Raw genomic sequence first — 21,092 nt, forward strand, 5'->3', positions numbered from 1 at the left:
TTTATCCAAATCTACCTGTAATATAGTCTTGTGTCATTTTATTGTCAGGATTTTTAAAAATTTTCTCAGTTTTGCCTACCTCAATTAACTTACCTAGATGGAAAAAGCCTGTTTTTTGTGAAACTCTAACTGCTTGAGCCATTGAGTGTGTTACAATCACAATTGTATATGTTTTTTTAAGTTCATCGATTAATTCTTCAATTTTTGCTGTTGCTATAGGATCTAATGCTGAACAAGGTTCGTCCATTAATATAACTTCAGGATTTACAGAGATTGCTCTCGCGATACAAAGCCGTTGTTGTTGACCCCCAGAAAGTCCTGTACCTGGTTCGTCAAGTCGATCCTTCACCTCTTCCCATAGAGCAGCTTTTCTTAAGCTACTCTCAACGATTTCATCTAATTCACTTTTAGTTTCACCTTTTCCATGAATTTTTGGACCATATGAAATGTTATCATAAATACTTTTTGGAAATGGATTTGGTTTTTGAAAGACCATTCCTACTCTCTCTCTTAAAGATACAACATCTAAATTTTTGTCATTAATTTCAATACCGTCAATTTCTATATTTCCAGTAACTTTACAGATATCAATAACATCGTTCATTCTGTTCAAACATCGAATAAAAGTAGATTTTCCACAACCAGATGGACCAATTAAAGCTGTAACCTCTTTTTCATTTAAATCCAAATTAACATCAAACAATGCTTGCTTCTCACCGTAATAAACATTTAAGTTAGTTGATTTAATTTTTACTTCGTTCATTAGTTCCATCTTTTCTCAAATTTCTGTCTTAAATATACCGCTAAGAAATTCATTACAATTAAAAAACTTAATAACATCATGATAGTAGCAGATGTTTTCTCTACAAATCCCCTTTCGGCAGACTCAGACCACAAATATACTTGAACAGGTAGAGAGGCTGAAGGATCTATTGGTGTTGAAGGAATATCAACTACAAATGCAACCATACCAATTAATATTAATGGAGCTGTTTCTCCTAAAGCTTGTGCTAATCCTATAATTGTTCCAGACAAAGTTCCAGGCAACGCTAAAGGAACAACATGATGGAATACAGATTGAAATTTGGAAGCACCAACTGCCAGAGCCCCTTCTCGTATTGATGGAGGTACTGCCTTCAATGAAGCTCTACAAGGTATAATTATCCTAGGCAGTGTCATTAAAGCTAAAGTTATTCCAGCAACTAATGGTGTGGATCTTGGCAATTGGATTGTGGCTAATAATATTTGTAAAGCTAATAAACCATAAACTATTGAGGGAACAGCAGCTAAATTATTGATATTAATTTCTATAAAATCAGTAATCTTATTTTTGGGAGCAAATTCCTCTAAATAAATTGAAGCTAACACTGCAACAGGAAAAGCTAATAATAAACAGATAATTATACTGTAAAAAGATCCAACTAAAGCACCACCAATACCAGCAAGTTCAGGATCACGAGAATCTCCATTTTTAAAAAAATAATTATTAAAATTCTTAATAATTTTTTTATTTTCAACTAACGTATCATAAATAACTAATTGAAAATCTGATATTCTTCTTCTGTCTTCTGGTAAATCTCTTGGATAATTTCCTTTATGTAACTGATCAATATCATCTGATGCTGTAATCTCTACATTGAATGTTTTTCCAATTAAATTATTATTTTCTAAAAAAGCTCTTTTAATTTCAATCTCAGCATCTGTTGTGAATAAGTCAATCAATTGATTTTCTTGATCTAAATCTTTAGCAGGGTAAACTTTTAACAAACTCTCAATAGTAACATCATAAAAATCAGCATCTAAAATCTCATTCTCTGTAGCTCCATTTTGAATTTCTAAAAGTTCTTGATCAAAAAAAACTTCAACATTTATTGCTGTTTTCATGAATGCAGAACTTCCTTTTGAAAAAATATTGTGAACCAAAATAATAACAAACAACAATGCTACAAAAATTGATGCTAGACCATAAAATCTAAATCTTTTTTCAGCATTATGTCTTTTTTTTAATCTTTGTTCTTTAGTCATATTTCTCTCGATATTTTTTAACAGCCCTTTGTGCTATATAATTAAGAACAAGCGTTGCTATGAATAAAGTTAATCCTAAAGCAAAAGCAGATTGAGTTTTTGGACTATCAAACTCTTGATCACCAACTAAAATCATTACAATCTGAGTGGTTATAGTTGTTGTGGATTCTAATGGGTTAATAGTTAAATTTGCTGCAAGACCAGCTGCCATAACAACAATCATTGTTTCACCAATTGCTCTTGATACTGCAAGTAAAACTGAGCCAATGATACCTGGCAATGCAGCGGGTATAACAACTTTTTTTATCGTTTCTGACTTTGTTGCACCTATTGCATAAGAACCATCTCTTAAAGATTGTGGCACCGAATTAATAACATCATCAGACAATGATGACACGTAAGGAATAATCATAATACCCATTATTAATCCTGCTGCGAGAGCACTTTCAGATGATACGGTTAATCCTAAATTTTCACCAATTTGTCTAAAAAAAGGACCAACTGTTAGGGCTGCAAAAAATCCATAAACAACTGTTGGAATACCAGCTAATATTTCAATTATTGGTTTTGATATTCTCCTTATTTTTAGTGAAGCGTATTCTGCCATATAAATTCCTGAAAATAACCCAATTGGAACTGCAACTAGCATGGCAATTAAAGCAATAAATGAGGTACCTGCAATCAATGGAATAAATCCAAATGCATCTTTAAGTTCTTCGTATTCGGCTTCTGTGATTGCAGAGGCATCACTAACAAAAGCTCTCTGAGGACTCCAATTAGTCCCAAATAAATAATCAAAAATATTTATCACTGAGAAAAACTTTATACTTTCAAATAAAAGTGAAAAAATTATTCCTAAAGTGGTTAAAATTGCAATTAGAGATGAAGCAAATAATAATCCTTTTAAAATTTTTTCAACATCATCTCTTGCTTTGTTGTTATTTTTGATTTTTTTTAACGAATAAATTACTGAAGCAATGACAATAGTAAAAATTAATACTATTTTTGAATTAGTAAAAATATTAATAAATTTTGCATATGAAATTGCACTTTCTTTTAAAATAATATCTATATCTCCAAAAAAAGTACCAGCATAAATAGCTTTAATTTTTTCATAAACTAAATTAGCTTCATTCTTATCATTAAAAATTGCTCCCTTATTTGCAGCAGTTTCAATAATTATTGATTTAATAATTACTGGTTCGAACAATGTCCAGATAACCAGGAACATTAAAGAAGGTATCGAACACCATAATACCAGGTAGTATCCATAAAATTTTGGGAGTGCGTTTAATTTAATATTTTTGTTTATTGAGATACTTTTAGTTTTTGATTTACCGTAAAAAAATAGTGATAATGAAAATATTGATATTAAGAATATTAAGACGAAGTTCATTCGAAATGATGTCTATCTTCTAAATGTTACAGTTTTGTTACAAATTAAATTCTAGATTGAATAAAAAAAAGGCCAGATAAACTGGCCTTTTTTTGAAAATAAGATTTTAATTAATTAATACTTATTGTGTTCAAATCTAATGCTGCAGTTCGAGTAACTTTGTACTTGTCAGATGCTAAAGGAACTAATCCAATTTTTCCTAAGTATCCTCTGTTACCCATAGCTTTTTTAGAAGTAAACTCTTTTAAGTATTCCTCAATACCAGGGACAACGCCAATATGTGCTTTTTTAACGTAAAAGAATAATGGTCTTGCAATTGGGTATGAGTAATCTTGAATACCTTCTAGAGATGGTTGTACACCTTCAATAGAAGCTGCTTTTACCTTATCTTTATTTGCCACAAGGTAACTGTAACCAAAGAAACCATAAGCATCAGGGTTTGATGTTAATTTTTGTACAATAAGAGTGTCATTTTCACCAGCCTCAACTGCATAACCATCTTCTCTCATTTTTGCACATTCTTTTTTAGCTTTATCACCAAATAAAGATTTTGCTGTTTTAGAGCAACCTTTACCCATCACTAATGAATTCCAAGCATCTCTCGTTCCTGACGTTGGGGGTGCAATTAAAATTTCAATTTTTTTGTTTGGAAGACTTGCATCAATATCACTCCATTTTTTATATGGATTTTCAACAAGTTTACCATCAACATCAACTTTAGCTGCTAAAGCTCTCCATAATTGCTCTTTTGTAAAGTTAGAGTCTGGAGCACTAACTGCATGTGCAAAAGAAATACCATCATTACCTACTACAATTTCAATAATTTCAGATACACCATTTTTTTCACATAATGCTTTTTCTTTTGGTTTAATCGCTCTTGATGCATTAGTTACATCTGGGTGGTTTACACCTACACCAGCACAGAACAATTTCATTCCACCACCAGTACCTGTACTCTCAATAACTGGAGTTTTAAACTTCCCAGTTTTACCGAATTTTTCTGCTACAACTGTTGCATAAGGATATACAGTTGATGATCCTACAATTTTGATTTGATCTCTTGAGTAACTAGTTGTTGTAAAACTAAGTACTAAAAGAAATCCAAATATTACACTTATTACTTTTTTCATAATTCTCCTTTTTAGATTCATAATGCGAACTAAATAAATTTGATTCTTAAATATTTTATTAAAGGAAGGTTAAACTTTTGTTACAACCACTAACTTTTTAGTTGTATTATAGTGAGTTGAATTTGATATCTATTGTTGTCCCTTGATTTTCTACACTATTAATATCCATTTCAGCTCTATGTTGCGAAACTAAATGTTTAACAATAGCTAAACCAAGTCCAGTTCCTCCAACACTACGACTTTTGCTAGGATCAACTGTAAAAAATCTCTCTGTGATTCTATGCAAAGATTCTTTTGGTATACCTATTCCCTGATCTGCTATTGAAACAATATTAAGTTCACCATCTTTTTTTGCTGAAATTGTAATTTCTTTATTTTTGTCACTATATTTAATTGAGTTATCAATAAGGTTTGTAAAAATTTCAATTAATTTATCTCTGTCACCAATTATTTTAAAATTTTCAATTTTATTAAATTTAATTTTAATATTATTTTTATTAATTATTTTTTCGTATGTTTTAATTACATAATCTAACAATTCTATTAAATCTATCTCATGAGTTGGCCTTATGTGCTCTTGCAGTTCTATTTTTGATAAAGACAATAAATCTCTAATCAAATTTTCCATTCTTTCTGATTGAGATATCATTACTGGTAGCAAATTGTTTATTTCTGAATTTTTTTTTAATTCTGAATTGTCATCAAAGGTCTCAAGGCCTATTTTAATTGACTGTAATGGTGTTCTAAGTTCATGAGAAACATTAGCTACAAAATCTGATTTTAGCTGCTGGAATTTATGGAATTCAGTTAAATCTCTCATTAGCAGCACGCATGACTGTTCATCAAAAAAAATGTTATTGTGATCCAAATAAGCAGTTATATTTAATCTTTGAGTTGCTTGATTTCTGATTTCAATTTCAAAATCTGTAACATTTGTTCCTTGAAAAGCTTTATCAATAGAATTTAGAAGATCTGGATTACGTAAAAAGCCACTAATATTTTCATTTAGCTTTATTTGAAAAAGTTTATTTGAGGAAATGTTGCTAAAAATAATTTTTTTACTTTTATCTAATATGATTACTGCTTCTGGAATATAATTTAGTAAATCGTATAAATTATTTCTGTAATCTTTGCTTTCAACAATTTTAACTGTTTCTTTTTCAGAGTTTTCTTCAGTATTAATTCCAAACACTCTTTCTTTTTTTAAGAGAAAGAAAGTTAATAATCCAATTATTATTAATAAAATTATTGTTAACAAGTCCACTACTTTACTCTGCCATAAATATCTTGATATCTAACTATATCCGTTTCTTTCAATATTGATCCTACTTGGGCTTCCATAATTTTAACTGGTTTTTGTCCAGGATTTTGAACTCTGTGAATGGCTTCTAATGGAATAAATATATGCTCTCCAGGTTTTTTAGTAATTATATCTTTATTAAGTGTTATTTTGGCATTTCCTTGTGTAACCAACCAATGTTCAGCACGGTGATGGTGTTTTTGTAAACTTAGTATTCCTTTTGGTTTTACATAAAGTTCTTTAATTAAAAACTCTTTACCTTCGAATAGGTTCGTATATCTACCCCATGGCCTAAAATAAATATTTTTCTTCTTAATGTATTTGTTTTTATTTTTGTCATACATTTTTAAAATCTCTTTCCAACTTCCAAGATCTGACCAAGGTATATCTAATTTGATTGCATTAATTTCTTTTGTTTTTTCAAGAATTGCATAATCAAAAGATTTAGCAGTTGCTTTTATAAATGAGGCTTTATTTAAATGATATGTGTTTGATTTATATTTTGCCTTATTAACAGCTGATACACAATTTCTATATATGGTTGGATTGTATTTTTTAAAGTTATTGATGATTGAATCTTTTCTAAGATAAAACATTCCTGAATTCCAATATCCATTTTTTCGAATAATTTCTTTTGCTTTTGCTTCTTTAGGTTTTTCAATAAATCTAGTTACTTTATTAATGTTGCCTTTAATTTTTTTAGTTAAGAAATAACCGTAATCACTTGTTGGAGATTTTGGTTTTATGCCAAATACAAAAATATTGTTTTCACTAAGATTGGACTTATTTTTATTTATGGCCTTATTGAATATATTCATCTTCTCAATCAAATGATCCGCTGTAAAAAACATTAATGGCTGATTATCAGGAATATCTTTTATTAAAGCTGTGCTTAAGATAGCTGGAGCCGTATTTCTTTTAGCTGGCTCAACAACAATTTTGTATTTATTGATTTTATTTTTTCTTAAATGTTGTTTAACTTTACTTAGATATTTTTTGTTTGTGCTTATAATAGGTACATCATAAATGGATGCTTTTGTTCTCTCTAAGGTTTTTCCAAGCAAAGTCCAATTACCAAAATCAATAAACTGTTTAGCTTGATGATTTTTAGAATTTGGCCAAAGACGAGTACCAGCACCACCACATAAAATAACTGGTCTTATTTTCATTAAATCTCTGAGTAGTCTTTAACTTCCTTTTTCTTACCTGGATGAGTTGGGGCACCTAAGTATGCTGGTCCAACTGTTTGTGCATATTTCCACAAAGTACCTGATCCAAAGTCAGATTTTTTAGCTTTCCATTTTCTTCTTCTTGATGCTAATTCCTTTTTAGAAAGTCTTACATTGATAGTTCCTTTTTTGGCATCAATATCAATGATATCTCCGTTCTTTAATAGTCCTATAGGACCCCCTAGAGCGGCCTCAGGGCCCACGTGACCAACACAAAAGCCTCTTGTAGCACCAGAGAACCTTCCATCAGTTATAAGGGCTACTTTCTCCCCTTTTCCCTGACCGTAAATTGCTCCAGTTGTAGATAACATTTCTCTCATACCTGGACCTCCAACTGGTCCTTCGTATCTAATAATAATTACATCACCATCATTATACTTTCTACTTTGCACAGCTTTCATAGCGCTTTCTTCATTATCAAAGCATCTTGCTTTTCCAGTAAATTGTAATTTTTTAAGTCCTGCAACTTTAACAATTGCTCCCTCTGGAGCTAAGTTACCTTTCAACCCAACAACACCACCTGTTGGAGATAATGGATCTTTATAAGATCTCATCACTTTTTGTTTAGGATTAAATTTAATATTTTTTAAATTTTCTTTCATAGTTTTACCTGTAACCGTCATACAGTCTCCATGAATATATCCACCTTCGTATAAAGTTTTTAATAACATTGGTACACCACCAGCTAACCACATATCCTTTGCAACATATTTTCCACCTGGTTTTAAATCAGCAAGATAAGGTGTTCTCTTAAATATTTTAGCAACATCCATTAAATCAAATTTAATTCCTGCTTCATTAGCAATAGCTGGTAAATGAAGACCCGCATTAGTTGATCCACCTGTTGCAGCAACAATTGTTGCAGCATTTTCTAAAGCTTTTCTTGTAACAATATCTCTTGGTTTAATTTTTTTCTGTAAAAGGTTCATTACCATTTTGCCACTTTCTTTTGCATACTTATCTCTTTCTTCATAAGGAGCAGGAGTTCCTGCTGAATAAGGTAATGCTAAACCAATTGCTTCTGATACACATGCCATTGTATTTGCAGTAAATTGACCACCACAAGCACCTGCACTTGGACACGCAACTAATTCTAATTTTCTAAGCTCAGCTGCAGACATTTGACCTGACGAATGTTTTCCAACAGCTTCAAATACATCTACAACAGTTACATCTTTTCCTTTGTAAGTACCTGGAAGAATAGATCCACCATAAATAAATACACTTGGCACATTAAGTCTAACCATTGACATCATTAAACCTGGTAAAGATTTATCACATCCTGCAATACCTACTAAAGCATCGTAACAATGTCCTCTAACAGTCAGTTCTGCAGAGTCTGCGATAACTTCTCTTGAAATTAATGAAGATTTCATTCCTTCATGACCCATTGCAATTCCATCAGTAACAGTAATTGTACAAAATTCTCTTGGTGTTCCACCGTTTGCTCTGACACCTTTTTTAACAGATTGTGCTTGTCTCATTAAAGCAATGTTACAAGGCGCTGCTTCATTCCAAGTTGAAACTACTCCAACAAAGGGCTTTGCTACATCTTTTTCAGTTTCACCCATTGCATAGTAAAAAGATCTATGTGGTGCTCTATCTGGTCCTAATGATGTATGTCTACTTGGAAGTTTCTTTTTATTAAATTTTGCCATTATATACCCTTTATTGTTACTGATATTTTTTCAATATCATTCTTTAAATTATTATAATTAGTTTTTTCTTGTTCAACAATCTCTTTTGGAGCACGGCCTACAAAACTTTTATTCTCTAATCTTTGAGATATTTTATTCATTTCTTGTTCTAATCTACTTTGTTTATTTGTTAAGTTTTCTTTGATTAATTTTAAATCTACATCTTTATCAAAATAAATTTTGAATAAGTCACCTGAAACAACCATTGTAGCGGCAGGTTTTTCTAAATCATCATCAAGTATGCTGTTTATTCTTCCAAGTTTTTTTAAAATTACTTCGTTCTTATTAATAAATTCTTTTTGATTGTCATTAATACCTTTAACTGAAACATCAATAAATGATCCTGGGCTAACATTTAGCTCATTTTTAAAAGATCTAAGCTCTGAAATTATATTGATGATATTTTCTACCTGCTCAGTGCTATTATCTTTATTAACTTCTCCTGTTACCCAATTTTTATGCATCAAATAATCACTACCATCCTTATCAAATTGGTCTTTGAGCCATATTTCCTCTGTTACAAACGGAATAAATGGATGAAGTAAGATTAATATTTGTTTAAATACATAAGATGACACTTTTTTAACCTCAGCTTTTGCATCATTATCATCTGAAAAAAGAATAGTTTTAGATAACTCTAGATACCAATCACAATATGAGTGCCAAGCAAATTGGTATGCATTTTTTGCAGCTTCATCAAATCTATAATCTTCAAGATTTTTTTGAATTTTATTTTTTGCTTCTATTAACTCTGAATATATCCACTTATTAATATTTATGTTTAAATTAGGTAGATCATCAATATCTTCAAAATCACATTCATTTGTTATTAAAAAGTTATTGGCATTCCACAATTTATTTAAAAAATTTCTATAGCCTTTAACTCTATCTTCCGATAATTTTACATCGGTCCCTGGTGAAGCCATTGAAAGTAAAGTAAATCTCAATGCATCAGCGCTATATTTTTCTATTAAATCTAAAGGATCAATTACGTTTCCTTTTGATTTAGACATTTTTTGTCCTTTTTCATCTCTTACAAGTGCGTGAACATATATGTCTTTAAACGGCTCTTTATCTAAAAATTCTGTTCCAAACATAATCATTCTAGCAACCCAGAAAAAGATAATATCGAAACCAGTTACCAATACTGAAGTTGGATAAAATTTCTTTAAATAATCATCATCTTCTGGCCACCCTAAAGTAGCAAAAGGCCATAAACCAGATGAAAACCAAGTATCCAAAACATCAGGATCTCTATTTAGTTCTACTTCTTTTTTGTAAAATTCTTTTGCTTGTGATTTTGCTTCTTCTTCATTTATAGCAACAAAAATTTTATTATCTGGCCCGTACCATGCAGGTATTTGATGTCCCCACCACAACTGCCTTGAAATACACCAAGGTTCAATATTGTTCATCCATTGAAAATATGTCTTTGACCAATTTTCAGGAAAGAAATTTGTTTTTTTTGAATTAACAACTTCTTTAGCTTTGACAGATAATTTACCAGCATCAGCAAACCATTGCTCTGTAAGAAAAGGTTCAATTATAGAATTAGATCTATCTCCATATGGAACTTTATTTTTTATATTTTCTTCTTTAACAAAAAATTCTTTTTCTTTAAGTTCTTTTAAAATTCTTTTTCTAGCTTCAAATCTATCAAGACCTTTATAGTGTTCAGGTGCGTTTTCATTTATCTTACCTTCTTCAGTAAAAATATTTATTATTTCTAGATTGTTTCTTTGACCTACATCATAATCATTGAAGTCATGTGCAGGAGTTATTTTCAATGCTCCTGTGCCCTGTTCAGGATCAGCATAATCGTCTTCTATAATTTTTATTTTTCTACCAACAATTGGAATGGTTACTGTTTTTCCAACAAATGATTTAAACCTCTGATCTTTTGGATTAACAGCTATAGCAGTATCACCCAACATTGTTTCAGGTCTTGTAGTTGCTATAGTTATAAATTCACTGGTTCCATCTATAGGATATTTAATGTAGTAAATTTTTGAATTTACCTCTCTTTGATCTACTTCTAAATCTGAAATAGCTGTCTTAAGAACAGTATCCCAGTTTACTAATTTCTTATCTTTGTAAATTAAACCTTTATTGTAAAGTTCTACAAAAACTTTGATAACTGATTTGGATAAGTTTTCATCCATTGTGAAAGCATTTCTTGACCAATCACAAGAACAGCCAAGCTTTTTTAATTGGTTAATTATTATGTCACCGTATTGCTCTTTCCACTCCCAAACTTTTTCAATAAATTTATCTCTACCAATCTCATTCTTATCTATCTTTTCAGACGTGAGCTTTTTTTCAACTAAAGCTTGCGTTGCAATACCAGCGTGGTCAGTTCCTGGTTGCCATAAAGTTTCGTAATTATTCATCCGGTGGTAACGCACTAATAAATCTTGAATAGAATTATTTAGAGCATGTCCCATATGAAGACTTCCAGTTACATTTGGTGGAGGAATTACTATTGAAAATTTTTTAGAATTTTCTTTTGGTTTAAATAATTCGTTTTTTTCCCAATATGAATAAATCTTATTTTCAACTTCAGAATGGATATATTTATCGTTACTCATTGATTTTAAAGTTTATAATTTAATAATCTTATTTAACAATAATCAATTTGGATCGTTATTTAATAGACTAATATAAAAAATTTAATATAAAAAGGCCTGAAGCTATTCGTCTAAAACAAGAAGGCAACGTGGCGGAATGGTTACGCAGAGGATTGCAAATCCTTGTATCCCGGTTCGATTCCGGGCGTTGCCTCCAAAAAAAATCTTGTTTTAGTTTTAAAAAAAAGTAAGTTGTGATTTTTACATTCCTCGGTAGCTCAGTTGGTAGAGCAGTTGACTGTTAATCAATTGGTCGCAGGTTCGAGTCCTGCCCGAGGAGCCAAAAAAAATTAATCTTAAATATTTAAGAATAAACAATTAACCAAGGGGGTCCCATTTTGGTTATGATTAAACTGCTTTAGAAATGTTAGATCCTGAAATTTGTAGTGTTTTGTTAAATTTTAATTTTTGATCAGCATTAAGTTCTGAATAAACTTTCGCTAAAAAATTATAATTAACATTCATATGTCCTTCTTGCGATTTTTCTAAGTTAACTAAATATTCTGAAAAATCTTCGAAAAAATAATTTATTGGTACTTTTAAATAATTTGAAAGTTGAAGTAATCTAATTGAGCTTACTCCGTTAGTGCCTTTTTCGTATTTTTGAATTTGTTGAAATGTAACATTAATAGCTTTTGCTACTTTAGTTTGGGTTAAACCTAAAGCCAATCTTCTTAACTTAAGTTTGTTCCCTAAGTGTTTGTTGAAATTATCTTCCATTAAGACCCCTCTTAATTAAATTTTAAAAACCTATTGAACAAATTTATTTCAACTACTGCAATAGAAAAATTTGTTTATTTTAATAAAAAAACCTAAAAACTAAAAACCTGTCAAGCAATTGTTAAGGTTAGAATGTATATAAATTTTACAAGATTTGGCTTAAGAAAAGCTTAGTACGATCACTCTTTGGATTAGCAAAAAACTCTTTTGTGTCCGCTTTTTCTACTATCATACCTTCATCCATAAAGATCATTTTATCGGCAACTTCTTTAGCAAAGCCCATCTCATGTGTAACAACGATCATCGTCATACCTTGGTTAGCTAAATCAACCATTACATCAAGAACTTCCTTAATCATTTCAGGGTCAAGGGCTGATGTTGGTTCATCAAACAACATAATCTTTGGTTCCATACATAAAGCTCTCGCAATTGCGACCCGTTGTTGCTGACCACCAGATAATTGACCTGGAAATTTCTGAGCTTGGTCAAGAATTTGAACTCTTTCTAAATGCTTTAGTGCTAATTCTTCAGCTTCTTTTTTAGGCATTTTCTTCACCCAAATAGGAGCAAGTGTACAGTTATCAACAATTGATAAATGTGGAAATAGATTAAATTGTTGGAACACCATTCCAACTTCAGCTCTAATTTGTTCAATATTTTTTGTATCTTCTGTTAGAGTATTACCATCAACAATAATATCTCCTTGTTGATGTTCTTCTAATCTGTTTATGCATCTAATTAATGTGGATTTACCAGATCCAGACGGTCCGCAAACTACAATTTTTTCTTTTGGTTTAACTTCTAAATTTATGTCTTTTAATACTTGAAAATCTCCAAACCATTTATTTACATTTTTAATTTGAATAATACTATCAGACATAATTATCGCTCTGTTTTATATTTTTGTTCTAAATTATAGCTATACTTACTCATTGCATAACAAATAATCCAGAAAATTATTGCAGCAAATACATAGCCTTCCATTGCAAATCCTAACCATTCTGGATTGGTTTTTGCTAAATTTAACATTCCAACAATCTCTAATAAACCAACTACAAATATCAAAGGTGTATCTTTAACTAACGCTAAGAAAGTATTAGCAATACCAGGAATTACTAATTTAAGTGCTTGAGGTAAAATTACAAATATATGCATCTTCCAATACCCCATACCCAATGATTTAGCAGCTTCGTATTGGCCTCTTGGTAAAGCTTGTAAACCTCCTCTTATTACTTCTGCAACATATGCAGCTTCAAATAATGAAATTGCAATAATTGCTCTAACTAATTTATCTATAAAAAAATCTTCGGGTAAAAACATTGGAAACATTACAGCTGACATAAATAAGACTGTAATTAATGGTACCCCTCTCCAGAACTCAATAAATCCTACAGATATATATCTAATCAAAGGTAAATCAGATCTTCTTCCTAAAGCAAAAGCCATCCCTATAGGAAAACAGAATATTAAACAGAAGAACGAGATTATAAATGTTAAAGATAATCCACCCCACGCTCCCGTTTCTACCCAATTTAAACCATCAAGTTTACCAAGCTCTATTAATTCCTCATAAAAAACAAAGTATTTAAGAACTATATAAATGGTTAATGGAACAATTAAAAAATAGTAAAACTTAAATCTACTTGGAATAAAAAATCCAAGAATGATTGAAATAACTGCAGCGATTATACCATAAGAGAAATCAAAAAATACCGGACCGCCTGATATAAAAAAGAAAATAAATAAGAAAGCAATAAAAGGATAAATAACTACATAGTATAAAGTTAAATACTTCTTAAATTTCTCTGTCGCAAAATATCCAACTGATCCAAGTAAAGCCAAAGAAATAAAAGATAAATTTATTCTCCATTGTTCAGCATTTGGATACATTCCATACATAAATCTATTAAACCAAACTTTAATATATGTCCAACATGCACCAGTTCCAGAACAAACATCCTTGCTATCTCCTGCAAAGCTAGCATCAACAAAAAACCAACTTAGAATTGGTGGTGTTGCTTTAATTATGACAAAAATAATCAATAATGAAAGAACAGCATTAAAACTATTGGTATTAATATTTTTGTTTAGACTGTCTAAAAATTTATATCCACTATGTTCAATTCTAATAAAGTGAAGACCTATAAATCCAATCACTAAAGGTACAACAAAACTTAACAAAGTTGGTAGGAAACCTGTGATGTTAACATTAAAAAATGAATTCAAAAATACATCTAAAACACTAATAAAAAATAACAAAGAACCTAAATACAAAAATGTATTCAAATTTTCTTTATCAGGTCTTAAAAAATTAATTTTTGACATTTATTTTTCCTTAATAGCAATTTTTTTATTATACCAATTCATTAATATAGAAATTGATATACTCAAACTTAAGTAAGTAAGCATAGTAATAGAAACAATCTCAATAGCTTTTCCTGTTTGTATTAATGCAGTACCTGCAAATACTAAAACTAAATCTGGATAAGCAATAGCTGCTGCTAATGATGAATTTTTTGTTAAGTTCAAATATTGGTTAGTAGTTGGCGGGATAATAATTCTTAGAGCTTGAGGCATAACCACTAATTTTAAAACTTGATTTGGATTTAAACCGATAGATGCAGCGGCCTCTTTTTGTCCTTTTCCAACACCTTGAATTCCAGCTCTTACACACTCAGCAATAAAAGTTGCTGTATATAATGCTAAAGATAAAGTTAATGCAATTAATTCTGGAGGCAAACTTACACCACCTTCATAAATGAATGATGTAGTTGCAAGTTGTTTTAATTTTGGAATTTCAAAAGATAAACTTACTCCACCTATAACAAAACTTAATAAAGGTAATATTAAAATTAATCCTAAAGATATCCATAAAACTGGTAACTGTTTACCTTGAGTTTCTTGAATTTTTCTTGCATGAATTCTAATAACTGCAATAGCAATTATTGCTGCTACTATTGAATAAAAGAAAACATTAAAGTTTTCCCAAACAAAAGCTGGAACATAGAGACCTTTAATAGTTAAAAAGAAAACACCAAACATTGCATCAGCATCTTGAGGCAAAGGCAAAGCTCTTAAAGCTGCAAAATACCAAAAAAATATCTGTAAAAGTAATGGAATATTTCTAAAAAATTCTACGTAGAAAGCTGCAAATTTATTAATAAGATAATTTGGTGAAAGTCTTGCAACACCTACTATTACCCCAAGTATTGTTGCAAATATAATTCCAATAATAGAGACTAAAATTGTATTTAATAATCCAACTAAATAAGCTCTGAAATAAGAATGAGATCCATCATATTCAATTAAAGAAAATTGGACATCAAATGAAGATTCTTGAGATAAAAAACCATATCCAAAATCAATACCTCTATTTTCCATATTGACTTGGGCGTTATAACTAAAGAAACCAAAAACTAGAACTACTGCTAAAACTGTAATTAATTGAGGAACTATTTTTTGTAATTTGAAGTTCATTTAAGAGCTTATAAAAAAAAGGGCTAGAAAAATCTAGCCCTTTTTAATTAGTTAAATATACAATTATCTTGCAGGTGGTACGTAAAGAATTCCACCTTTAGTCCATAATTCATTTGGACCTCTGTCTGGTAAAATTCCAGTGTCAGCTATATTTCTTTTGTAGCTTTCACCATAGTTACCAACTTGCTTGATAATTCTTAAGCTCCACTCATTGTCTAGACCAAAAGCAGCACCTAATTCACCTTCAGCACCAACTAATCTTTTAACAGCTGGATTGTCTGAAGATTTCATCATATCTGCATTAGCTGAAGTAATTCCATACTCCTCAGCTTCGATCATAGCATTTAAAGACCATCTAACGATATCTTCCCATACTGAGTCACCTTGTCTAACAACTGGTCCTAAAGGCTCTTTAGAAACAGTTTCAGGTAATACAATGTGATCATCTGGGTTAGTCATTTTAGTTCTTTGTGCAGCAAGACCAGATTTATCAGTAGTGTAAGTATCACATCTACCTGCATCATAAGCAGCTACGACTTCGTCAGCTTTTTCAAAAGCAACTGGCTCATAAGAAATTCCTTTAGAGTTAAAGAAGTCTCTCATGTTTAACTCAGTTGTTGTACCAATGTTTGTACAAGCTGAGATACCATTTTTGAATTGGCTTGTTGAAGTAATACCAGAACTTTTTCTAACCATGAAACCTTGACCATCGTAGAAGTTTACTCCAACGAAAGTTAGTCCAATATCAGCATCTCTAGAAAGAGTCCAAGTTGTGTTTCTTGATAAGATATCAATCTCACCAGAAGTTAAAGCTGTAAATCTTTCTTTAGCACTTAATGGTGTAAACTTAACTTTGTTTGCATCACCTAGTACTGCAGCAGCTACTGCTCTACATACATCAACGTCGATACCAGTCCAATTTCCTGCTGCATCAGCATTAGAAAATCCTGGAAGACCTTGAGATACTCCACATCTTACAAAACCCTTCTTTTGAGTGTTTTTAAGTGTTTTAGATTTTTTAGCAGCCATAGTTTCTGTTGTAAAAGTAAACAACACTGCAACCATTGCTACTAAAGAAGTTAATTGTTTTAAGTATTTAAACATTATTCTTCCTTTTAGTTATTATTATTTGTTAACAAATAATTCAAAACTTAGTTTTGAATTCGCAGGATTAAAACATTTTAGAAAAACTACTTCAAGAGAAAATTATGGTCAAAAGACCAAGAAATGGCGCGCCCTGAAGGATTCGAACCTACGACCCTCGGTTTAGAAAACCGATGCTCTATCCAGCTGAGCTAAGGGCGCAATATTTGAAATACATATATATTACAAATTTAATATTTAAACAGAAATTTTTTAGCTATCAATAATAAAGATAACAATTCAATTCTTCCAATAATCATAAAGAAAATAAGAAAAAATTTAGTAATAAAATGTAAATTTTGAAAATCAAAATCACCCATTCCATAGGCTGAAGAATTAACAGTATTCATTAATGTTAATACGGCCAGTTTAAATGAATATTCAAAATTGATTTCACTCAAAGATAAAAAAATGGTTAATGAAAAAAGTGAGATTATAAAAATAACAATTGTAAGAAAATATTTATTTATATCTTGAGTTGCAAAGTTAATTTTAGAAAATACTAGCTTATTCATAAATACATTTTTTGGTCTGCTAAATGAAAGTATTTGATTTAAAGAATATTTTGTTAAAGAGTAAATTTTTAAAAATCGTAATCCTGAACTTGTAGAAATAAATGAACCTCCAATTATAACCAAAAGTAAATACAAAAATTGAAGATTAGTTTGTTCAACATTCAATGAAATTCCTATATTTGAAATACTACTTACTAAAGATAAAAAACTATAAGAAAAAGTATTATCGTAACTAAAAAATATAAAAAATATCCCAATTGTTATTACAAAATATAAAAATAGATGAATATCCTCATGAAAAAAATTAATATTTTTTCTTAAAAAGATTAAATTGTATATAAAGAAAATACTGAAGAAAGAAACTAGCATTAATAATGAAAAAATTATTATCTGTGAATTTTGAGTTAGTATTGTTGAGAGATCATTTACTGGTAAAAAACCACCTGATGAAATAATAGTCATTGATAAATTTAATGAATTAAAAGATCTAATTCCAAATAAATTAAAAATTATAAAAATAGATAATGTTAAGCTTGAATATAAAATAAATATTTTAATTGTTTGTTTTAAAATTTCGGCTGTATTAAATGATAAAAAATTTGTAAGAGATTTTTTTAAGTTTTCATCATAAATATCAATTAAAAAAATTATAGAAAATAAAAAATACAATCCACCTATCCATTGAATAGATGATCTCCATATTATTAAACCTTGATCAATATGCTTTATATTTTCAAATATTGTAAAACCAGTTGATGTAAAGCCAGACACTGCTTCAAATAAAGCGTTTAAAAAGGTTAAATTATAAATACTAAAATAAAATGGAATTGATAATACTATTGGCATAATAAAATATCCCAAAAGTACTGTTAATATTTTTTCAAATATTGTGGGTTTTTTTTCTGAGGTGTCTATTTTATAGAACAAAAAACTAATTAAACCAGAGATTACTAAACTAAAGTAATATGTATTTAAGTTTAAGTATAAATTGAAATAATAAGAGTAAATAATATTTAAAAATGAAAAAACTGAAATCAATAGAAAGAAAAAACTTAAATATTTTACCCGAAGTATTGGCATTTAATTAAATTGAGCTAATTCTAAAAATATTTTCAACAACTGAGATTGAGTCTTTTTTAGCTAAAAAAACTACTTTATCTTCTTTTTGAAATACGAAGTCAGATCTAGGTATAATTACTTTATTGTCTCTAAGTACGGCACCTATTCGAATTTCATCTGGAAGATTTGAATTTTTTAATTCTTTATTAATTAATTCAGATGTCTCTATTATCTCTGCTTCTATCACCTCATATTCACCATTCATAATTGTATAAGCTGTTTCAATTGTTCCTTTGTGTATATGCTTTAAAATACTAGAAACAGTATTCATTCTAGGATCAATCAAATCGTCAATTTTGAGTGAGTTCTGTAATAATGAATAATTTGGCTTATTAATTAATGCCATTGTTCTCTTGTCATCAATTTCTTTTTCATCTTTTGCAAATTTTTCAACTAGTACACTTACCATTAAGTTATCCTCATCATCATTTGTAAGAGCCAGAACAGTCTCTGCTTCTTCTAAGTTTGCTTCAGCTAAAACTTCCTCATCTAACGCATCTCCATTAATAACTATTGTATTGTTTAGCTCACTTGCAAGAAATTCAGCCCTATCTTTATTTTTTTCAATAATTTTTACTCTTGCAGCATCTAAATTTTCTTCAATATTTTTGGCTAAATTAAAACCAATATTACCTCCACCAACTATAAGAATTTTTTTAGAAACTTTTTCGTTATGTCCAAATGCTTCCAGTGTTTCTGACATTTGAGTTGAATTTATAATTACATAAATTTTATCATTGGCTATTATTTCATCGGTTTTTTTTGGAATAAAAAACTTATCCTCTCTTATCACACCTATTACATTTGCTTTGAGATTAGGGTATTTTTTTGTAAGATCACTTAATTTAATATTGATCAAATTACAATTTTCATTAATTAATATTTCTAATAACCTGATTTTATTGTCTGCAAAAGGAACACTATCTAAAGCTCCAGGAGCTTCGAGTTTTCTTTGGATTGATTTTGCAATTTCAATTTCTGGTGAAATAATAACATCTATAGGTAAGTTTTCTTTGTTATAAACAGTTGTAAACTTGGGATTTAAATAATCCTGAGATCTAATTCTGGCAATCTTTTTTGGTATTTTAAAAATAGAAAATGCAATTTGACATATAACCATGTTGATTTCATCATTTCGAGTTACTGCAATAATCATATCGGCCTCTTGTGCGTTGGCCTTTTCAAGAATTGACGGATAACTTCCTTTTCCAACTATAGCTTTAACATCAAGTGCATCATCAATTTTCTGAATATCTTCGCTAGATGGATCTATTACAGTAATAGAATGACCTTGATCACTAAGCTGTTTAGCAATAGTAAAACCTACTCTACCTGCACCACAAATGATTATGTTCATTTAATTAAATTCTTTAATTCCTAGGCCTTTTAACTTTCGGTGTAAGGCACTTCTTTCCATTCCAACAAAATTAGCTGTTTTTGAAATATTTCCATTAAATTTTTTCAATTGAATAGTTAAATACTCCTTTTCAAATTTTTCTCTAGCCTCTTTTAATGGCACAGATAGGCTGTTTTCAGCCAATTGTTCTTTGAAATTAATATTTTTTAAGGACTCTTTTATTATATTTGAAATTTTTTCCTTTGTATCAGGCTGTAAAATCGCAATTCTTTCTATCAGATTTCTTAATTCTCTAACATTACCGTGCCAATCATGATTTAGGATATAAGTATCGTCTTCATCTATTTCTAATTCATTAATATTGTAGTTTTCAGATATTTTTTTTGAAAAATATTTAATCAAAAGTGGAATATCTGAAATACGTTGACTCAATGGTTCAACATTTATTTCAAAAACATTAAGTCTATGAAATAAATCTTCTCTAAAATTTCCTATTTCAATTTCTTTCTTCAAATCCTTACTTGACGAGCATATTAATCTAACATTTACACTTACGTCATTTGAACCATTAACTCTCTTAAATTTTTGATCAGTTAAAACTCTTAAAATTTTTGATTGTATATCTAAAGGTATTTCAGAAACTTGATCTATTAATAAGGTTCCTTTGTTAGCTTTTTCTAAAGCTCCATAAGATATAGAGCCATTGTCCTTTTCTTCTCCGAACAATTCAAGTTCATATTTGTTTGAGTCTAATAAAGCTCCATTCAAAACTACAAAGGGATTTTTATTTCTTTTTGATAATTTATGAATTTTTCTTGCAATTAATTCTTTTCCAGATCCTGAAGGACCATTAATAAATACTCTACTTTCTGTAATAGAAATTTTTTTAATTTGATCATTTATATTTAGAATATTTTTGCTATTTCCAATTAATTCATATGATGAAAATAATTTTGTTTCATATTCTTTATTTTGTTTTTTAAGGTTGTAGTTCTCAACTGCTCTTCTAACAAAATTGAGCAATCTCTCTTGATCAAAAGGTTTTTCGATAAATTCAAAGGCTCCTTCGTGAAGAGATTTTACAGCCATTTCTATATTTGCATGTCCTGATATTATTATAACGGGTACATCTTTATCTTTTGATTTAATATGTGATAACAATTCTATACCATCATTATCACCCTTATCTAATTTAACATCAAGAATTGCAACATCTGGAAGTTTTTTATCTATTTCAGATAATGCTTGATTATAATTAGCGGCAAGTCTTGTTTTGTAACCAGCATCCAAAATTAACTCATTAATGATATTCCTTATATCAGCGTTATCATCTACAATTAAAATTTCAGAACTCATT

16 protein-coding genes and 3 tRNA genes are annotated in these 21,092 nt (G+C 29.6%); 2 read left to right on the forward strand and 17 right to left on the reverse strand.

Annotated elements, in window-relative coordinates:
- Window position 1: 1 nt before the first annotated feature.
- The 8 genes from pstB to ACTTBK_RS02750 all read right to left on the reverse strand — a co-directional run bounded on the left by pstB (window position 2) and on the right by ACTTBK_RS02750 (window position 11,365).
- Complete coding sequence (pstB, locus tag ACTTBK_RS02715; protein WP_440614405.1) at window positions 2–763, reverse strand: phosphate ABC transporter ATP-binding protein PstB; 762 nt, start codon at window positions 761–763, stop codon at window positions 2–4.
- Window positions 763–2,025: a phosphate ABC transporter permease PstA gene (gene pstA, locus ACTTBK_RS02720; protein WP_262589243.1), complete on the reverse strand. Its 1,263-nt coding sequence runs from the start codon at window positions 2,023–2,025 to the stop codon at window positions 763–765. Before pstA ends, pstB begins: the two co-directional genes overlap by 1 nt.
- Window positions 2,018–3,421 carry a phosphate ABC transporter permease subunit PstC gene (pstC, locus tag ACTTBK_RS02725; RefSeq protein ID WP_440618455.1) on the reverse strand — a complete coding sequence of 468 codons (1,404 nt, stop codon included), beginning with the start codon at window positions 3,419–3,421 and terminating at the stop codon, window positions 2,018–2,020. Before pstC ends, pstA begins: the two co-directional genes overlap by 8 nt.
- Before the next feature lie 110 nt (window positions 3,422–3,531).
- Window positions 3,532–4,551, reverse strand: coding sequence for a substrate-binding domain-containing protein (locus ACTTBK_RS02730; RefSeq protein ID WP_440618456.1), 1,020 nt, complete (start codon window positions 4,549–4,551; stop codon window positions 3,532–3,534).
- A gap of 106 nt (window positions 4,552–4,657) precedes the next feature.
- Entirely contained in the window at window positions 4,658–5,815 is a 1,158-nt protein-coding gene (locus tag ACTTBK_RS02735) for an ATP-binding protein (protein WP_440618457.1), read from the reverse strand.
- Complete coding sequence (locus tag ACTTBK_RS02740) at window positions 5,815–7,020, reverse strand: sugar phosphate nucleotidyltransferase (protein ID WP_440618458.1); 1,206 nt, start codon at window positions 7,018–7,020, stop codon at window positions 5,815–5,817. The genes ACTTBK_RS02735 and ACTTBK_RS02740 overlap by 1 nt, the downstream gene beginning before the upstream one ends.
- Window positions 7,020–8,738: a dihydroxy-acid dehydratase gene (gene ilvD / locus ACTTBK_RS02745; RefSeq protein ID WP_440618459.1), complete on the reverse strand. Its 1,719-nt coding sequence runs from the start codon at window positions 8,736–8,738 to the stop codon at window positions 7,020–7,022. Before ilvD ends, ACTTBK_RS02740 begins: the two co-directional genes overlap by 1 nt.
- A complete protein-coding gene (locus ACTTBK_RS02750; RefSeq protein ID WP_440618460.1) occupies window positions 8,738–11,365 on the reverse strand; it encodes a valine--tRNA ligase in 2,628 nt (875 codons plus the stop codon). The genes ilvD and ACTTBK_RS02750 overlap by 1 nt, the downstream gene beginning before the upstream one ends.
- Window positions 11,366–11,487: 122 nt before the next feature.
- Here ACTTBK_RS02750 and ACTTBK_RS02755 point away from each other — a divergent pair.
- Together ACTTBK_RS02755 and ACTTBK_RS02760 are read left to right on the forward strand one after the other, a co-directional pair.
- A tRNA-Cys gene (locus ACTTBK_RS02755) sits at window positions 11,488–11,561 on the forward strand.
- Between the two features lie 50 nt (window positions 11,562–11,611).
- Window positions 11,612–11,687: transfer RNA gene (locus ACTTBK_RS02760), tRNA-Asn, on the forward strand.
- Between the two features lie 65 nt (window positions 11,688–11,752).
- Here the strand turns inward: ACTTBK_RS02760 and ACTTBK_RS02765 are convergent.
- The 9 genes from ACTTBK_RS02765 to ACTTBK_RS02805 all read right to left on the reverse strand — a co-directional run bounded on the left by ACTTBK_RS02765 (window position 11,753) and on the right by ACTTBK_RS02805 (window position 21,091).
- Window positions 11,753–12,124: a helix-turn-helix domain-containing protein gene (locus tag ACTTBK_RS02765; RefSeq protein WP_262589252.1), complete on the reverse strand. Its 372-nt coding sequence runs from the start codon at window positions 12,122–12,124 to the stop codon at window positions 11,753–11,755.
- Between the two features lie 145 nt (window positions 12,125–12,269).
- Window positions 12,270–13,004 carry an amino acid ABC transporter ATP-binding protein gene (locus ACTTBK_RS02770; protein ID WP_316963573.1) on the reverse strand — a complete coding sequence of 245 codons (735 nt, stop codon included), beginning with the start codon at window positions 13,002–13,004 and terminating at the stop codon, window positions 12,270–12,272.
- 2 nt (window positions 13,005–13,006) lie between these two features.
- Entirely contained in the window at window positions 13,007–14,449 is a 1,443-nt protein-coding gene (locus ACTTBK_RS02775) for an amino acid ABC transporter permease (protein WP_440618461.1), read from the reverse strand.
- Entirely contained in the window at window positions 14,450–15,601 is a 1,152-nt protein-coding gene (locus ACTTBK_RS02780) for an amino acid ABC transporter permease (RefSeq protein WP_440618462.1), read from the reverse strand.
- Window positions 15,602–15,664: 63 nt separating this feature from the next.
- Window positions 15,665–16,705, reverse strand: coding sequence for an amino acid ABC transporter substrate-binding protein (locus ACTTBK_RS02785; RefSeq protein ID WP_440618463.1), 1,041 nt, complete (start codon window positions 16,703–16,705; stop codon window positions 15,665–15,667).
- A gap of 124 nt (window positions 16,706–16,829) precedes the next feature.
- Window positions 16,830–16,906, reverse strand: a tRNA-Arg gene (locus ACTTBK_RS02790).
- 29 nt (window positions 16,907–16,935) lie between these two features.
- Window positions 16,936–18,105, reverse strand: coding sequence for a TrkH family potassium uptake protein (locus tag ACTTBK_RS02795; RefSeq protein WP_440618464.1), 1,170 nt, complete (start codon window positions 18,103–18,105; stop codon window positions 16,936–16,938).
- 238 nt (window positions 18,106–18,343) lie between these two features.
- Complete coding sequence (gene trkA, locus ACTTBK_RS02800; RefSeq protein ID WP_440618465.1) at window positions 18,344–19,735, reverse strand: Trk system potassium transporter TrkA; 1,392 nt, start codon at window positions 19,733–19,735, stop codon at window positions 18,344–18,346.
- The gene (locus tag ACTTBK_RS02805) at window positions 19,736–21,091 is read right to left on the reverse strand and encodes a sigma-54-dependent transcriptional regulator (RefSeq protein WP_440618466.1); all 1,356 of its coding nucleotides are present in this window, start codon (window positions 21,089–21,091) and stop codon (window positions 19,736–19,738) included.
- Window position 21,092: the final 1 nt, after the last annotated feature.

The organism is Candidatus Pelagibacter sp. HIMB1493 (assembly GCF_052047995.1).
Lineage (GTDB): Bacteria > Pseudomonadota > Alphaproteobacteria > Pelagibacterales > Pelagibacteraceae > Pelagibacter.

Coding starts and splice junctions, on each gene's coding strand:
- ACTTBK_RS02785 (WP_440618463.1), bottom strand. CDS start 16,705: ATGTTTAAATACTTAAAACAATTAACTTCTTTAGTAGCAATGGTTGCA.
- pstA (WP_262589243.1), bottom strand. CDS start 2,025: ATGACTAAAGAACAAAGATTAAAAAAAAGACATAATGCTGAAAAAAGA.
- pstB (WP_440614405.1), bottom strand. CDS start 763: ATGAACGAAGTAAAAATTAAATCAACTAACTTAAATGTTTATTACGGT.
- ACTTBK_RS02775 (WP_440618461.1), bottom strand. CDS start 14,449: ATGTCAAAAATTAATTTTTTAAGACCTGATAAAGAAAATTTGAATACA.
- ACTTBK_RS02780 (WP_440618462.1), bottom strand. CDS start 15,601: ATGAACTTCAAATTACAAAAAATAGTTCCTCAATTAATTACAGTTTTA.
- ACTTBK_RS02770 (WP_316963573.1), bottom strand. CDS start 13,004: ATGTCTGATAGTATTATTCAAATTAAAAATGTAAATAAATGGTTTGGA.
- ACTTBK_RS02795 (WP_440618464.1), bottom strand. CDS start 18,105: ATGCCAATAGTATTATCAATTCCATTTTATTTTAGTATTTATAATTTA.
- ilvD (WP_440618459.1), bottom strand. CDS start 8,738: ATGGCAAAATTTAATAAAAAGAAACTTCCAAGTAGACATACATCATTA.
- ACTTBK_RS02740 (WP_440618458.1), bottom strand. CDS start 7,020: ATGAAAATAAGACCAGTTATTTTATGTGGTGGTGCTGGTACTCGTCTT.
- trkA (WP_440618465.1), bottom strand. CDS start 19,735: ATGAACATAATCATTTGTGGTGCAGGTAGAGTAGGTTTTACTATTGCT.
- ACTTBK_RS02730 (WP_440618456.1), bottom strand. CDS start 4,551: ATGAAAAAAGTAATAAGTGTAATATTTGGATTTCTTTTAGTACTTAGT.
- ACTTBK_RS02750 (WP_440618460.1), bottom strand. CDS start 11,365: ATGAGTAACGATAAATATATCCATTCTGAAGTTGAAAATAAGATTTAT.
- ACTTBK_RS02765 (WP_262589252.1), bottom strand. CDS start 12,124: ATGGAAGATAATTTCAACAAACACTTAGGGAACAAACTTAAGTTAAGA.
- ACTTBK_RS02805 (WP_440618466.1), bottom strand. CDS start 21,091: ATGAGTTCTGAAATTTTAATTGTAGATGATAACGCTGATATAAGGAAT.
- pstC (WP_440618455.1), bottom strand. CDS start 3,421: ATGAACTTCGTCTTAATATTCTTAATATCAATATTTTCATTATCACTA.